This window comes from Zoogloea oleivorans, from assembly GCF_008107625.1.
In the GTDB taxonomy this organism is placed as follows: domain Bacteria; phylum Pseudomonadota; class Gammaproteobacteria; order Burkholderiales; family Rhodocyclaceae; genus Zoogloea; species Zoogloea oleivorans.
Window position 1 is genome coordinate 69,788 of sequence record NZ_SDKK01000008.1, and the last position, 14,899, is coordinate 84,686.

At 63.3% G+C, this 14,899-nt stretch carries 15 protein-coding genes; 6 read left to right on the forward strand and 9 right to left on the reverse strand.

Annotated elements, in window-relative coordinates; translation table 11 throughout:
* Positions 1 to 5: 5 nt before the first annotated feature.
* Both ETQ85_RS09815 and ETQ85_RS09820 read left to right on the forward strand, forming a co-directional pair.
* Positions 6 to 1,979 (forward strand): sensor histidine kinase, encoded by a 1,974-nt coding sequence (locus ETQ85_RS09815; protein ID WP_342781954.1) that lies wholly within the window; start codon positions 6 to 8, stop codon positions 1,977 to 1,979.
* Complete coding sequence (locus ETQ85_RS09820; protein WP_148578873.1) at positions 1,976 to 2,581, forward strand: response regulator transcription factor; 606 nt, start codon at positions 1,976 to 1,978, stop codon at positions 2,579 to 2,581. Before ETQ85_RS09815 ends, ETQ85_RS09820 begins: the two co-directional genes overlap by 4 nt.
* A gap of 3 nt (positions 2,582 to 2,584) precedes the next feature.
* On the opposite strand, the gene tilS is transcribed toward ETQ85_RS09820, so the two are convergent.
* Positions 2,585 to 3,913, reverse strand: a complete 1,329-nt coding sequence (gene tilS, locus ETQ85_RS09825) for a tRNA lysidine(34) synthetase TilS (RefSeq protein WP_246128720.1) — start codon at positions 3,911 to 3,913, stop codon at positions 2,585 to 2,587.
* Positions 3,900 to 4,868, reverse strand: a complete 969-nt coding sequence (locus tag ETQ85_RS09830; protein WP_148578874.1) for an acetyl-CoA carboxylase carboxyltransferase subunit alpha — start codon at positions 4,866 to 4,868, stop codon at positions 3,900 to 3,902. Before ETQ85_RS09830 ends, tilS begins: the two co-directional genes overlap by 14 nt.
* Positions 4,869 to 5,032: 164 nt before the next feature.
* Between ETQ85_RS09830 and murJ the strand changes: the two genes are divergently transcribed.
* Together murJ and ETQ85_RS09840 are read left to right on the forward strand one after the other, a co-directional pair.
* Complete coding sequence (gene murJ / locus ETQ85_RS09835; RefSeq protein WP_148578875.1) at positions 5,033 to 6,568, forward strand: murein biosynthesis integral membrane protein MurJ; 1,536 nt, start codon at positions 5,033 to 5,035, stop codon at positions 6,566 to 6,568.
* Between the two features lie 62 nt (positions 6,569 to 6,630).
* The gene (locus ETQ85_RS09840) at positions 6,631 to 7,260 is read left to right on the forward strand and encodes a YbhB/YbcL family Raf kinase inhibitor-like protein (RefSeq protein ID WP_148578876.1); all 630 of its coding nucleotides are present in this window, start codon (positions 6,631 to 6,633) and stop codon (positions 7,258 to 7,260) included.
* Here the strand turns inward: ETQ85_RS09840 and ETQ85_RS09845 are convergent, their stop codons facing one another.
* The 7 genes from ETQ85_RS09845 to ETQ85_RS09875 form a co-directional block, all read right to left on the reverse strand.
* On the reverse strand, positions 7,261 to 8,511 hold the full coding sequence (locus tag ETQ85_RS09845; protein WP_148578877.1) for a 6-phosphofructokinase: 1,251 nt from the start codon (positions 8,509 to 8,511) through the stop codon (positions 7,261 to 7,263).
* A gap of 81 nt (positions 8,512 to 8,592) precedes the next feature.
* A complete protein-coding gene (gene adk, locus ETQ85_RS09850) occupies positions 8,593 to 9,246 on the reverse strand; it encodes an adenylate kinase (protein ID WP_148578878.1) in 654 nt (217 codons plus the stop codon).
* Between the two features lie 47 nt (positions 9,247 to 9,293).
* Positions 9,294 to 10,067, reverse strand: coding sequence for a 3-deoxy-manno-octulosonate cytidylyltransferase (kdsB, locus tag ETQ85_RS09855; RefSeq protein ID WP_148578879.1), 774 nt, complete (start codon positions 10,065 to 10,067; stop codon positions 9,294 to 9,296).
* Between the two features lie 2 nt (positions 10,068 to 10,069).
* Positions 10,070 to 10,258, reverse strand: a complete 189-nt coding sequence (locus ETQ85_RS09860; protein ID WP_148578880.1) for a Trm112 family protein — start codon at positions 10,256 to 10,258, stop codon at positions 10,070 to 10,072.
* Positions 10,239 to 11,249 carry a tetraacyldisaccharide 4'-kinase gene (lpxK, locus tag ETQ85_RS09865; protein WP_148578881.1) on the reverse strand — a complete coding sequence of 337 codons (1,011 nt, stop codon included), beginning with the start codon at positions 11,247 to 11,249 and terminating at the stop codon, positions 10,239 to 10,241. Before lpxK ends, ETQ85_RS09860 begins: the two co-directional genes overlap by 20 nt.
* A gap of 15 nt (positions 11,250 to 11,264) precedes the next feature.
* Positions 11,265 to 11,687, reverse strand: a complete 423-nt coding sequence (locus tag ETQ85_RS09870; protein ID WP_148578882.1) for an ExbD/TolR family protein — start codon at positions 11,685 to 11,687, stop codon at positions 11,265 to 11,267.
* Positions 11,688 to 11,696: 9 nt separating this feature from the next.
* Positions 11,697 to 12,302, reverse strand: a complete 606-nt coding sequence (locus ETQ85_RS09875) for a MotA/TolQ/ExbB proton channel family protein (RefSeq protein WP_148578883.1) — start codon at positions 12,300 to 12,302, stop codon at positions 11,697 to 11,699.
* A gap of 298 nt (positions 12,303 to 12,600) precedes the next feature.
* Between ETQ85_RS09875 and xseA the strand changes: the two genes are divergently transcribed.
* Positions 12,601 to 13,959: an exodeoxyribonuclease VII large subunit gene (xseA, locus tag ETQ85_RS09880; RefSeq protein WP_148578884.1), complete on the forward strand. Its 1,359-nt coding sequence runs from the start codon at positions 12,601 to 12,603 to the stop codon at positions 13,957 to 13,959.
* Positions 13,960 to 14,085: 126 nt separating this feature from the next.
* Positions 14,086 to 14,673: a superoxide dismutase gene (locus tag ETQ85_RS09885; protein ID WP_148578885.1), complete on the forward strand. Its 588-nt coding sequence runs from the start codon at positions 14,086 to 14,088 to the stop codon at positions 14,671 to 14,673.
* Positions 14,674 to 14,899 lie beyond the last annotated feature (226 nt).

Below are 14,899 nucleotides of genomic sequence, written 5' to 3' on the forward strand. Positions count from 1 at the left end.
GAACAGTGATACTCAACCCTTTGCCGCCCCCGACCCCCTCACCCCCACCCGGCTGGTACTGGAGCCTGCCCTACGCTGCCGTGGCGCTCTTCATTGCGACCATGGCGGCGCTGCTGTGGCTGACCCACCGGCAGGATGCCGAAGAGCAGCGCATGACGCTGATCAACGACGTGCTGTGGATGGAGCAGAACCTGTCCTTCCAGTTCGAGCGCAACAACGCACAACTCACCCAGCTCGGCCCCGAACTGTTTGCCCGGAAGCATCCCGACGCCACGACCGAAGCCCGCCTCAAGCGCGCACTCGATCCGGAAAGCGGCATGATCCGGATCCTGTGGCTCGATGAAAGCGGTGCGGTACGGGGCGCAGAGCCGCCCTATACCGAGAATCACCTGGTGGGAGAAAGCTCGGGCACCTTTCCGTCTACCGCGACCTACCGTCTGGCCCGCTCACTGGGGCGTCCGGCATACAGTGATGCCTATGCCGTCATCGAGAACCAGACCCAGTTCGAGGTCCATACCCCGGTCTTCGACAGTGGGCGCTACCTCGGCTCGGTCGTCGGGGTTTATTCGGTTAACGAAATGCTTTCACGCCAGATTCCCTGGTGGTTCTCCGAGCGCTACCGGGTTTCGGTGACCAACAATCTCGGCCTCGAGATTGCCGCCAAGTCCAAAGTCTCGCCCCTCTCCAGCCTCGCCTACGAAATCCCCTTCGAACCGCCCGGACACGGTCTCAATCTCAACATTACCGCCTACAAGAGCGAGGTCCGCTGGATCCCCCTGCTACTGATGGGCTCCCTTGGCATTCTTGCCACAGCGATCGTGTGGAGCCTGTGGCAACTGCGTCGCCACATGCAGCGCCGGCAGGCCGCCGAACAAGCCCTGCGCAGCGAACACGCCTTTCGCAAGGCCATGGAAGACTCGCTCAACTCGGGCATGCGCGCCCGCGACCTGAACGGCAAGATCACCTACGTGAATCCGGCGTTCTGCCGGATGGTCGGCTGGAGTGCCGACGAGCTGATCGGCCTGATGCCGCCCATGCCTTACTGGGCGCCGGAAACACTCGAAAGAACCCTTGCCGTCCATCAAATGGTTCTCGGCGGCAATGCGCCGCCACAAGGGATGGAGATCCGGCTCATGCGCCGCAACGGAGAGCGCTTCGATGCACTGCTGATCGAAGCCCCGCTGATCGACTCGGACGGACGGCATATCGGCTGGATGGGCTCGATGGTGGATGTCACCGAGCAAAAGCGCGCCCAGGATCTGGCCCGTCAGCAACAGGAGCGCCTGCAGGCCACCGCCCGCCTCGTCACCATGGGCGAAATGGCCTCGACCCTGGCCCACGAGCTCAACCAGCCCCTCGCCGCCATCTCCAGCTACAACACCGGTTGCCTCAACATGATCGGCCGCGGCGAGATCTCCCCGGCCGAGCTGACCGGCGTGCTTGAAAAAGTCGGCAAGCAGGCCCAGCGGGCCGCTCAGATCATCCGCCGGGTGCACGCCTTCGTGCGGCGCAGCGAACCCAAATGCGAGCCGGTGGATGTCAACGCCATCATCCGCGAAGCGGTCGGGCTGGTGGAGCCGGACGCCCAGCGCCGCGGAGTAAGCATTACGCTGGATCTCGCCGAGCCGGTTCCCGCAGTTGCCGCCGACCCGGTGATGATCGAACAAGTGGCCGTCAACCTCATTCGCAACGGCATGGATGCCATGGCCGATGCCCCCCGCGCCGAACGCCGGATCAGCCTGAACACGCGCCTGCAGGAGGGCATGCTGATTTTCAGCGTCGCCGACCGGGGCAAGGGCATTCCGCCCGAGGTCGCCGAAAAGCTCTTCGCCCCCTTCTTCACCACCAAGGAGGAAGGCATGGGCATGGGCCTCAACATCTGCCGCTCCATCGCCGAACTGCATCGCGGTCGTCTCACCTTCGAAGCCAACCCCGGTGGTGGTACGATTTTCCACTTCTCCCTTCCCGTCCAGTCATGAGCACACCCCTCGCCCATATCGTCGACGACGACGAAGCCATCCGCGACGCCCTCACCTGGCTCTTTCGCACCCGCAACGTGGCCACTCAGGCCTGGGCCTCGGCCGAGGAGTTCCTCGCCGCCTGGCAGCCCGGCTGGTGCGGCTGCATCGTGCTGGACATTCGCATGCGCGAAATGAGCGGGCTCGAATGCTTCGATGTCCTGCTGGAACAGGGCAACACCCTGCCGGTAATTTTCCTGACCGGTCATGGAGATGTGCCGATGGCCGTCAGCTCGCTCAAAAAGGGCGCCTTCGACTTTCTCGAAAAACCCTTCGAAGACAATGCCCTGGTCGATGTAGTGATTCGCGCCCTCGAAACCGATGCGCGCCGGCAGGCATCCCAGGAAACCCAGGCCACGGTGGCCAGCCGACTGGCCCAGCTCACCCCACGTGAGCAGGAAGTCATGCAGTTGGTGCTGGCCGGCAAGTTCAACAAGGTCATCGCCGACGAACTGAACATCTCCATGCGCACTGTTGAAGTACACCGCTCACGGGTTTTCGAGAAAATGGGCGTCCGCTCGGCGGTGGAGCTGGCCCAGCTCCTCGCCCCCGGGCGGGAATAGAACTCAGTCGAGACCGGACCACTCCGGAACAACACCGGGCTCGTCAGGCGGGCAACAAAAAGCCGCTGCCACCCCAACCCCGGCGACCCACGCCAGTTCGCCGCCAACCCACAGCATCGGCAGGCTGGCCCGCCGCCACGGCGGAATGGCCGCTTCCTGCAGCAGGTTCTTCAGGCTGCGTGACGGAGCGCCGGCATGCAGCCGCAGCCGCTCCCCGCCGGCACGGATGCGCAATGCACATATCTGCCCAGCCAGCGCCTGTCTGGCAATCCCCTGCCCCACGCCCACGCTGAAAGTCACGGCGCCGCCCGCCCAGTCCACCGAACGCTCTCCCGCCCAGACCAGCGCAACCGGGCCAGGCGCGATGCGGGCAGACTCCAGCCACCAGCAATCCCGATACACGCAAATGGCGCTTGCGCCAACTGGCATCTGCACACCTGCGACCACACCAGGCTCACGGAACTGCCGCTCGATCTCGCGCAGACGGTCTTCGTCCGGCATCGCCTCGCCTGCCCGCGCCAGCAGGCTGCGCAACACATTGCGCAGGCGTGCCGAAGAAAGCAGCAGCGCCGGCGCACGGAGCAGGCGGGATGAATCCGCCAGCGCCAGCGTCGCCAGATCCAGGCTGGCCAGTTCCTCGAGCAGCCCGGACGCTTCGCCACACAGGCGGCCCATCCGCGCCAGCCCGCTCGAGGCGCCCGGAAAACGTTGTTCCACCAGTGGCAGGATGTCGTTGCGCAGGAAATTACGGGAGAAACGGCTATCGGCGTTGCTGGGATCCTCGATCCAGCTCAAGCCGTGTGCACGAGCGTAAGCCAGCAAATCGCGACGGGGCACATCCAGCAGTGGACGCCAGATTCCGGGAACACCAGCGCCGGCCTTGAAGGCCCGCATGGCGCCGGCACCCCGTACGCCAGCCCCGCGGATGGCCCGGAACAGCACCGTCTCGGCCTGATCGTCGCGATGGTGCGCCAGCGCCAGAATCTCGTCGCCAAGCCCCACCAGCGCGGCACGACGAGCCTCCCGCGCCGCAGCTTCCAGCCCGCCCGGATGATGACGCTCAACCTGTATATCACAAACCACAAGCGGAACGTCGAGGGCCGCACACAAGCTGCCGCACACATCGCCCCAAACCTCGGCGCCCGGCACCAGACCGTGGCGGACATGAGCAGCCGACAGGGTCAGTCCCAGCGAATCGCGAAGGCTGACCAGCACATGCAGCAGGACGGTGGAATCGAGCCCGCCGCTCAGACCGACCCGAACATGCCGGGCCGGCGGCGGGAGTTGTCGCCAGTTGCTGGCGACAAGGGCGACTGGATCAGTCGACAGCAATTTCCTTGAACTTGCCGTAACTCATCAGACGCTCGAAGCGACGCTCGAGCAGTTCAGACGGGGAAAGCTCGGACACCTGACGCAGCGCATCCTGCAGCGCCCGCTTGAGGCTCTGGGCCATGGCACGATGATCACGATGCGCACCACCGGTGGGCTCATTGACCATCTTGTCGATCAGGCCGAGGGACTTCAGGCGCGACGCAGTGATCCCCATGGTTTCCGCCGCATCGGGCGCCCGCTCGGCGCTCTTCCACAGGATAGACGCGCAACCTTCGGGCGAGATGACCGCATACGTGGAGTACTGCAGCATCAACAACTGGTCGCCGACAGCAATGGCCAGCGCACCACCCGAACCGCCTTCACCGATGATCGTGCAGATGAGCGGCACCTTCAGTTCGGCCATCACGAACAGGTTGTGGCCGATGGCTTCGGACTGGCCGCGCTCTTCCGCGTCGATACCCGGATAGGCGCCCGGCGTGTCCACGAAGGTAAATACCGGAATGCCGAACTTCTCGGCCAGCTTCATCAGGCGCATCGCCTTGCGATAGCCTTCCGGACGCGGCATGCCGAAGTTGCGGAAGATTTTTTCCTTGGTGTCGCGGCCCTTCTGATGGCCGATGATCATGCACGACTGGCCGTTGAAACGGGCCAGGCCGCCAATGATCGCCTTGTCGTCGGCAAAACTGCGGTCGCCATGCAGCTCCTCGAAGTCCGTGAAAATGTGCTCCACGTAATCAAGGGTGTAAGGGCGTTGCGGATGGCGTGCCACCAAGGCACATTGCCAGGGCGTCAGCTTTCCGTAGATATCCTTTGTGAGGCCGTAGTTCTTCTGCTCGAGGCGGGCGATCTCCTCGGAGATGTCCACCGCCGAATCATCCTGCACAAAGCGTAGTTCTTCGATCTTTGCCTCAAGCTCCGCGATAGGCTGCTCAAAATCTAGGAACGTTGTTTTCATTAGGTCAAGCTCACAGAAATTTTTTCCATTTTACCCCATCCCCTTGCAGGGCGGGCAGCGCAGCCGGGCAGAAGCCTGTTCTGCGCGGAAAATCGCATTGCTGCATAGCGCAATAAGCCGCTAACATCGACCCTTTTGCCGCTAATTCTCCGCTTATGGCCTCGATGAACCTCCTCCGCGCCCTCGCCACGGTCAGCGGCATGACCCTGCTGTCGCGGATCCTCGGTTTCGTGCGGGACTTCGTTCTGGCCCGCGCCTTCGGTGCCGGTGTCGAAATGGACGCCTTCGTCGTCGCCTTCCGCCTGCCCAACCTTCTCCGTCGCATGTTCGCTGAAGGCGCCTTCTCGCAAGCCTTCGTGCCCATTCTGGCCGAATACAAGAACAAGCGCGGCCCGGAAGAAGCGCAACGTCTGGTCAGCCACGTGGCCAGTGCCCTCGGGCTGGTGGTGCTGATCATCTCCATCATCGGCGCCTTTGCTGCACCGCTGATCATCTATGCCACCGCGCCAGGCTTTTCGGCAGATGCCCACAAGTTTGAACTGACCGTTGAACTGACCCGTATCACCTTCCCCTATATCTTCTTCATGTCGCTGGTGGCACTGTCCGGCGGCGTGCTCAACACCTGGAGCCGCTTCGCCATTCCGGCCTTCACGCCGGTGCTGCTGAACCTGTCCTTCATCGGCATGGCGCTGCTCGCCGCCCCCTATTTCGACCCGCCGATTCTCGTGCTGGGCTGGGCAGCGTTCATCGGCGGGCTGGCCCAGGTCCTGCTGCAACTGCGTCCGCTGGCGAAAATCGGCATGCTGCCGCGCTTCGCCATCGACTTCTCCGACCCCGGCGTGCGACGCATTCTCAAGCTCATGGCGCCGGCCATCCTGGGTGTTTCGGTAAGCCAGATCTCACTGCTGATCAACACCGTCTTCGCTTCGTTCCTGCCCAGCGGCAGTGTTTCGTGGCTGTATTACGCCGACCGCCTGATGGAATTTCCGGCCGGCATGCTGGGCGTGGCGCTGGGCACGATCCTGCTCCCCAGCCTGTCGAAAATGCATGCAGACAAGAACCCTGTCGAGTTTTCTGCCCTGCTCGACTGGGGTCTGCGCCTGACCCTGATGCTGACCCTGCCGGCCTCCCTTGGCCTGGCCCTGGTGGCCATTCCCCTCATCACCACCCTTTTCCACCACGGCGCCTTCGGTATTGCCGACGTTTACGGCACCCGTACCGCGCTGATGGCCTACAGCCTGGGGCTGACCGGCATGATCCTGGTAAAGGTACTGGCACCGGCCTTCTACTCCCGCCAGGACATCCGTACCCCGGTGCGCATCGGCCTGATCACCCTGGGTGTCACTCAGTTGCTGAACCTGGTTTTCGTCGGCTGGCTGCAACACGCGGGTCTGGCCCTTTCGATCGGCCTGGCTGCATGCATCAATGCCGGACTGCTCTATCGTGGCCTGCGCGTGCGCGGGGTCTATCAGCCCCAGCCGGGCTGGAGCAAGTTTGCCGGCAAGCTCCTCATCGCCATGGTGGTTCTCGGCGCGTGCATCCACTTCAGCGTCGGACCGGACGCCCTCTGGCTGCACGCCTCCGGCGTTGAAAGGGTGATCCGCCTGTGCGCCCTCGTGGTGGGCGGCATGGCCGTGTATTTCGCCACCCTCTTCGCGCTGGGTTTCCGCATCCAGGATTTTCGCCGCCGAGCCGCCTGAGGCGCCTTAAGGCGGTCAATGTTGGCTAGAATCTCCCCACTATTTCAGGGAGATAAAACAACATGCAACTCAGCAGCCTGAGCTTTGCCGACGGCGCCGTGATTCCCGGCGAATTCGCTTTTTGCATTCCGGCCACCGAGGGTCACGTGTCCCTCGGCGCCAACCGCAATCCCCACCTCGCCTGGAACGGCGCGCCGGCGGCAACGCAATCCTTCGTGGTGATCTGCCACGATCCGGACGTGCCCAGCCGCGGTGACGACGTCAACCAGGAAGGGCGCAGCGTTCCCGCCGATCTGCCACGTGTGGACTTCTTCCACTGGGTGCTCATCGACCTGCCTGCCACCACCATCGGCATTGCTGCCGGCTCACACGCCAGTGGCGTCACGCCCGGCGGCAAGCCCGGCCCCGATCTGCCCGACGGCAGCCGTCACGGCATCAACGACTACACCGGCTGGTTTGCCGGCGACGCGCAGATGAAGGGCAATTACTTCGGCTACGATGGCCCGTGCCCCCCGTGGAACGACAGCATCCGGCATCGCTACGTGTTCACAGTTTACGCGCTGGATGTTGCCCATCTGGCCGTGGACGGCGCCTTCACCGGACAGCAGGTATGGAACGCGATTGCCGGCCACATCCTCGCCCAGTCCAGCCTCACCGTTACCTACAGCCTGAACCCTGAGGTTCCGGCCTGATCAGGGAACATACGGCGGCAGTCGGGCCGGCACGAGGGGAAGTTGCAGGCGCAGGTAGTCGGGCAGGCCGTCGCGAAACGGCGGCCAGTCTTCCCCGGCAATCAACGGGCGGCACCAGCGCCGAAAGGCATCGGTGACGCCAAAGCCGTCGGGTGTGATGAATTCCGGTGGCAACTGACGCTCCAGGTTGGCAACATCATCAAAGGTCTGCAGGGTGGTGCGCCACAAATAGGGCGTGTCCGACAGACGCTCGATGCCGACGACTCCGCTGCCGCCCCCCAGCGCCCGACGCACTGCGGCCTTGCCCACCCCAAATGCCTGGGCCGTATCCGTTTTCGACGCGATATGCCGGGCCGAGCGCTGCAGATAATCCGCCAGCGCAAAATGCACCTTGTAACCAAGGCATGCATGAATCCGTTCGGCGATCACCTCGCCAGCGCCACCGAGCTGGATATAGCCCTTCTGGTTGCGATCCTGCATCGACAGAATCTGCCCGTCCTGACCGCGAATGCCTTCGGCAACCACAATCGCACAGGAGCCCAATCGCTCCACCACCGCCGTCACCTTCTCCAGGAATGCCGCCTCATCAAAAAGCACTTCCGGCAACAGGATCAGATGCGGTGCAGCATCGTCGTCTTCCGCTGCCAGAGCGCAGGCCGCCGCCAGCCAGCCAGCATTGCGGCCCATCACTTCAAGCACGAAGGCCCGTCCACTGCCGGTCGTCATCGCATCCAGATCCAGTCCCACCTCGCGAATCGACGTCGCCAGATACTTGGCCGCCGAACCGAAGCCCGGGCAGCAATCGGTCAGGACGATGTCGTTATCCACGGTTTTCGGTACCCCGACCACCCGCAGGGGGTAGCTGCGCGCGTCCGCCGCCGCCTGGATCTGGCGGCAGGTTTCCATTGAACCGTTGCCGCCGTTGTAAAGAAAGTAACCCACATCGTGGGCTGCCAGCACCGCAAAGAGGCGGTCGTACTGGGCCGGGTTCTGCTCAGCCGGGTCCAGATCGAAGCGACACGAGCCAAAGGCTCCGCCCGGCGTGGCACGCAGGCGCGCCAGATCGGAGACCGACAGCCCCGCCGTATCCACCAGCGTCTCCCGCAGCACACCCAGGATGCCGTTACGGGCCGCGAGCACCTGCCCAATTTCGCCCGACGCCTGCCGGGCCGTCGCAATCACACCGGCCGCAGACGCGTTGATGACCGCAGTCACGCCGCCCGACTGGGCATAAAGGAGATTTCTCGTCATCCGGATCCCGATACCAATCTGTAGCCCAAAAGAACAAGGGCCGGCTTTGGCGGCCGGCCCTTGATTCCTGGCGTTACGCGCTTACTTCAGCGCGTCAAACGCCCGCTCACGGATTTCATCGACCTTGCCGACGCCCGCAATCTTGCGGTACTTCGGTGCGTTCGCTGCGCCGTTCGCGGCCCAATCGGAATAATAGGCCACCAGCGGCTTGGTCTGGGCGTGATAGACGTCCAGGCGCTTCTTGACTGTCTCTTCCTTGTCGTCGTCACGCTGGATCAGCGCTTCACCGGTCTCATCGTCCTTGCCTTCCACCTTGGGCGGATTGAACTTGACGTGATAGGTGCGACCGGAAGCCACGTGCACGCGACGACCGGACATGCGACCGATGATGTCTTCATCGGGCACATCGATTTCAAGCACGAAATCGATGGCCACACCGGCCTGCTTCATGGCTTCGGCCTGCGGAATGGTGCGCGGAAAACCGTCGAACATGTAACCGGACTGACAGTCGGCTTCCTTCAGGCGATCCTTGACCAGCCCGATGATGATGTCGTCGGAAACGAGGCCGCCGGCATCCATGACCTTCTTGGCCTCGATGCCCAGCGGAGTGCCGGCCTTGACGGCTGCACGCAGCATGTCGCCCGTGGAAATCTGCGGAATCGCGAACTTTTCCTTGATGTAATTAGCCTGGGTGCCTTTGCCGGCGCCCGGCGGTCCCAACAGAATCAAGCGCATGTCTTTCCCTCCTCTGGTTATTGTCGATGCGACATGGGATTGCGAAACTAACGCGAAACTTCCGCTAGGTCAAACGCCCGGCGGACTCGCTCAAGATCTTCGGCGGTATCGACGCCGGCGGGCGGTGCGTGGTCCAGCACCATGACCCGGATCGGAAAGCCGTGGGCCATCGCCCGCAACTGCTCAAGAGCTTCCCACTGCTCCAGCGGCGACGGTGCGAGACCGGAATAACGGGTCAGAAAACCCGCCCGATAGGCGTACAGGCCAATGTGCCGATAGGCCGGCAAACCGGCGGGCAACACTGTTCGATCGGCCGCAAAGGCATCCCGCGCCCACGGAATCGGGGCCCGGGAGAAATACAGCGCGCGGCCGCGGGCGTCGAGCACCACCTTGACCACGTTCGGATTGAAGAACTCTTCGGCAGATTCCAGTGGATGGCAGGCCGTGGCGATGGCGGCCTCGGCATCATCGGTCAGCGCTGCAGCGGCGGCGCCAATCAGTTGCGGCGGGATGAGTGGCTCGTCACCCTGCACGTTCACCACCACATCATCGTCGGCCCAGCCCAGTCGCGTCGCCACTTCGGCCAGGCGGTCGGTGCCCGACGGATGCTCCGCGGCAGTAAGGATCACCTTGCCGCCGCCACGCTCCACCACATCGGCAATGCCCTGATGGTCGGTGGCGACCCACACTTCGTCGGCACCGGCCTCAAGGGCCCGATCGAGTACGCGCAGCACCATCGGCTTGCCACAAATATCGAGCAGCGGCTTGCCCGGCAGACGAGTCGACGAATGGCGGGCCGGAATGACGATCCTGAAACCCATGTTCAGCGCGCCTGGGCGATTTCTTCTTCAGTGAGCGGACGGGCTTCTTCTTCCAGCATCACCGGGATGCCATCACGAATCGGGTAAGCCAGGCGGGCACTGACGCTCCACAACTCCTGCTTGTCCTTATGGAAGTCGAGCGGACCCTTGGTAATCGGGCAAACGAGGATTTCAAGCAGTCGGGGATCCATCAAGCTTCTCCACAATCAGTTCGGCCGCGCCCGGCGCAAGCTGCGCACGAACCGGCCACACCCAGCTGTCGGCCGGGGCGAAAGGCGCGCATTTTACCGCATCCTTCTCGGTCATCAGAAGCACATCGCCATCCGGAATCGCCAAATCAGCCGCAGTAAACGCATGATGATCGGGAAATGGCCGCCGTTCGATCACGAGACCCATGCTTTCGAGCTGGCCAAAGAAGCGCTCGGGACGACCGATGCCTGCCATCGCATGAACACGCCGCCCGCGAAAGGCCTCCGCCGGACAGGTTTCGCGACGATCACCGACCCGCTCGAAAGCGCCACCCACCAAACGAAAACCGAACAGGGGTGTCGAACCAAGGACCCGCATCAATCCTGGCGACAGGTCACCATGGGCGAAAACAACCGTGGCTTCGGCAAGCCGGCCGGAGCCTTCCCGCAGCGGTCCGGCGGGAAGACGCAGACGATTGCCGAGGGTCGCCTCATCCACCACCACGATTTCCACGTCGCGGGCCAGGCGATAGTGCTGCAGGCCATCATCGGCGATCAGCACATCCACATCGGGATGCGCCGCCAGCAAGGCGCGGCCAGCGGCCGGGCGATCGCGCCCCACAAAAACCGGACAGCCAGAAGCGCTGGCCATCAATACCGGTTCGTCGCCAAAGCGGGTCGGATCACCGCCGGCCGGCACTTCGGCCACACTATCCACCGACCCACCATAACCGCGGCTGACGATGCCCGGCTTGTGGCCGCGGCGCTTCAGTTCATCGGCCAGCCACAGCGCCACCGGCGTCTTGCCACTGCCACCAACGGCAATGTTGCCGACAACAACCACCGGTACCGGCAGGCGCTCGGCGCGTTTCAGACCAACGGCAAACAGCCGGCGACGCAGGCCGGCGAGGAAGGCGAAAAGCAGGGAAAGCGGGAAGAGGCTCCATGCCGGCACCCCGCGGTGCTGCCAGAAAGCGGGGGCGCTACGTGGCATGGACGAGACTGAAGACTAGCGCTGAGCCGCCTGGGTGGCGAAGGAGATATGAATGAGGCCAGCCTGCTGGGCGGCCTGCATCACGTCGATGACCCGCTGGTGCATGGCCTTGGCGTCGGCATTGATGATCACCACCGGATCCTTGGCGTCCGGCGGCGCAACAGCCTGGAGTGCGGCAACAATAGCCGGAATGCTCGCCCCACTGACCGGGCGCTTGTTGATCACCACTTCACCGCTGGCGGTCACCGCCACGTTGATTTCCACCGGCTTGTCATTGCTGGCCTGGGCGTCTGCAGTAGGCAGGTTGATTTCCAGACCGGCGAAACGGGAGTAAGTGGTGGTCAGCATCAGGAAAATGATGATCACCAGCAACACGTCAATCATCGGGATCAGGTTGATCTCCGGCTCTTCGCGGGAGCGGCCACGGCTGAAGTTCATGGACGGATCTCAGCGACGCTCGCCGTGGACCAGTTCGACGAGACGGATCGCCTGCTGTTCCATGTCGATGACCAGCCCATCCACGGTAGACCGGAAATGGCGCCAGAAGATCATGCTCGGAATGGCAATCACCAAGCCGAAACCTGTGTTGTAAAGGGCGATGGAAATGCCGTGCGCCAGTTGCTGGGGGTTGGAACCGCCGGGCGACTGGGAGCCGAAGATCTCGATCATGCCGACCACCGTACCGAACAGACCCATCAGCGGGCTGATGGAAGCGATGGTGCCGAGGGTGGTGAGGAAACGCTCCAGATCGTGGGTGACGGCACGGCCGGTTTCCTCGATCGACTCTTTCATCACATCCCGCGGGCTGCGCACATTGCGCAGGCCGGATGCGAGGACGCGACCGAGGGGAGAGCTGAGGGCCACACGATTGAGCATTTCGGGCGTCACACCCGACTGGCGCATTTCCACGACGATCTTGTCGACAAGGCCATCCGGAAGAATCTTGTTGCGACGCAGCGTGATGAGGCGCTCGATAATCAGGGCTACGGCCACGATGGAAGCGAACAACAAAGGCCAGATTGGCCAGCCGGCAGCCTGAATAATGGCGAACACGCGAGGACTCCTGCGAATCGTATGAAGCCTGTGACTTTAACCCGGGCCACGATGGAGAGCAACAGAGGGCAGACAGAATTCCATCCACAAAATCTGTGGATAACTTTGTGGATTGTTGCCAAACGAGGGGGCTAAACCCGCGCCCCGTAAGGGTTTTTAGTGGTCGGGTCAAAAATTGAGCTACACCCAGTTTTCTTTTAAATCAATAACTTACAAGTTTTTAACCAAGTCAAGCCCACGGGCAGGATTTTTTCGGATCAATCTGGCGGGGATGTGGATTCCGGTAGAATCCACCCTCATGAACACCCCCCAGTCCACCGCCAAAGTCAACTCCGGCGAAGTCGTTTCCGTCTCCTGGCTGAACCGCGCCGCCCGCGATGCGCTCGAAGGCACGTTTCCACTGATGTGGATCGCCGGCGAAGTATCGACGCTGACCCGTGCAGCCTCCGGCCATCTCTACTTCACCCTCAAGGACGAGCAAGCGCAGGTGCGTTGCACCATGTGGCGCAACCGCGCCCAGTTGCTGTCATTCCGGCTCGAACATGGCATGCGCGTCGAAGTACGCGCGCTGGTCACGCTTTTCGAGCCCCGCGGCGACTACCAGTTGAGCGTGGAAGCCGTACGCCAGGCGGGTGTTGGAAATCTTTATGAGGCCTTCCTGCGCCTGAAGGCCAGGCTGGAAGCCGAGGGCCTGTTCGACCCGGCCATCAAGCGCTCCCTGCCCCGCCTACCCCGCGGCATTGCCGTGGTCACCTCGCAGCAGGCTGCGGCCTGGCAGGACGTAACGGCCGCACTGGCCCGCCGGGCGCCTCACGTACCGATCACGCTGTATCCCACGCAGGTGCAAGGTGACAGCGCACCACCACAGATCGCTGCCGCCATCCGCAATGCCGGCATCCGGGCCGCCACGGACGGCAACGACGTGCTGCTGCTGGTGCGTGGCGGTGGCAGCCTCGAAGATCTGGCGGCTTTCAACGACGAAGCGGTGGCACGGGCCATTCGCGCCTGCCCCCTGCCGGTAATTTGCGGCGTCGGCCACGAAACAGATGTCAGCATCGCCGACTTTGCCGCCGACCTGCGCGCCGCCACACCAACCGCAGCGGCCGAACTGGCCAGCGCCGGTTTCGTCGAACTGCGCGACAGCCTGGCCCAACTCAGTGCGCGCCTGAAGCGCGCCATGGATCGCCGCATCGAAATCGCCGCCCAGCGCCTCGACCGGGCCGCGGCACGCCTGACCCATCCGCGCCAGCGCATCGAAGCAGCCCGGCTGCGCCTTGCCAACCTGGAACACCGCCTGACCTCCCGCAGCCGCCAGCTGATCGCCGTCCGCCAAGCGCGGGTCGCCACCCTCGGGCTACGCCTCGCTGCCCGCCGCCCAGACATCGCCAGCCACCAGACCCGCCTGGCAACCCTGGCTCGACGCCTTCAGCGAGCCACCGACAACCTGCTGGCACGCCAGCGCGGCAAGCTCGACGCCCTCCAGCAGCATCTGGCACACCTCGATCCCCGGGGCGTGCTGGCGCGGGGCTACAGCATCACCCGCGACGAAGCCGGTCTTATCGTCCGTGATGCCGCCACCCTTCAGCCTGGCGCGCACATCCAGGTCGAATTCCATGACGGCAGCGTCGATGCGACGGTGGACAAGCAAAACCGTTAGTTGCAGTGCAAAATAGCGAGCAGCATCGGCGCCCGGATCAAGGCGCCGCGCGTCCGATTGTGCAGAGGATCGAATCCCGACTAGAATAGTCGGGCAATTTCCACCCCCACCCTGGAGAAAATTAATATGGCTCACACCCTGCCCGAACTGCCCTTCGCCAAAAACGCCCTGGCTCCCCACATTTCCGAAGAAACCTTCGAATACCACTACGGCAAGCACCATCAAGCCTACGTGACCAACCTGAACAACCTCATCCCGGGCACCGAGTACGAAAACCTGTCCGTGGAAGAAACCTTCCTGAAGGCCCCGGCCGGCGGCATCTACAACAACGCCGCCCAGGTGTGGAACCACACCTTCTTCTGGAGCTCGCTGAAGCCGAACGGCGGCGGCGCTCCGACTGGCGCGCTGGCTGATGCCATCAACGCCAAGTGGGGTTCCTTCGACGACTTCAAGAAGGCCTTCCAGGCCTCCGCAGTCGGCAACTTCGGCTCCGGCTGGACCTGGCTGGTGAAGAAGGCCGACGGCACCGTCGACATCGTCAACACCGGCGCCGCCGGCAACCCGCTGAAGAGCGGCGAAGGCAAGCCCGTGCTGACCATCGACGTGTGGGAACACGCCTACTACATCGACTACCGCAACGCTCGCCCGAAGTTCGTGGAAACCTTCCTGAACAGCCTGGCCAACTGGGACTTCGCGGCGGCCAACTTCGCCTGAACGCCGGTATAAAAAAGCTCGTCCAGTCCGACATGACTTGACGAGCTGACTTCGTGCCTCCTTCCTGCTGCAGGAGGAGGCACGAAGCGTTTCAGCGCAACACTCCTGCCGTCGCGGCTGGCCTGCTCGCGTCAGAGAACAAGATTCAAATGTAGCCGACCAGCGAAATGCCCGTTGCCACAACGCCGGCAAAGGTCGCGTTCAAGGCTGGCTCCAGACCTTGCGA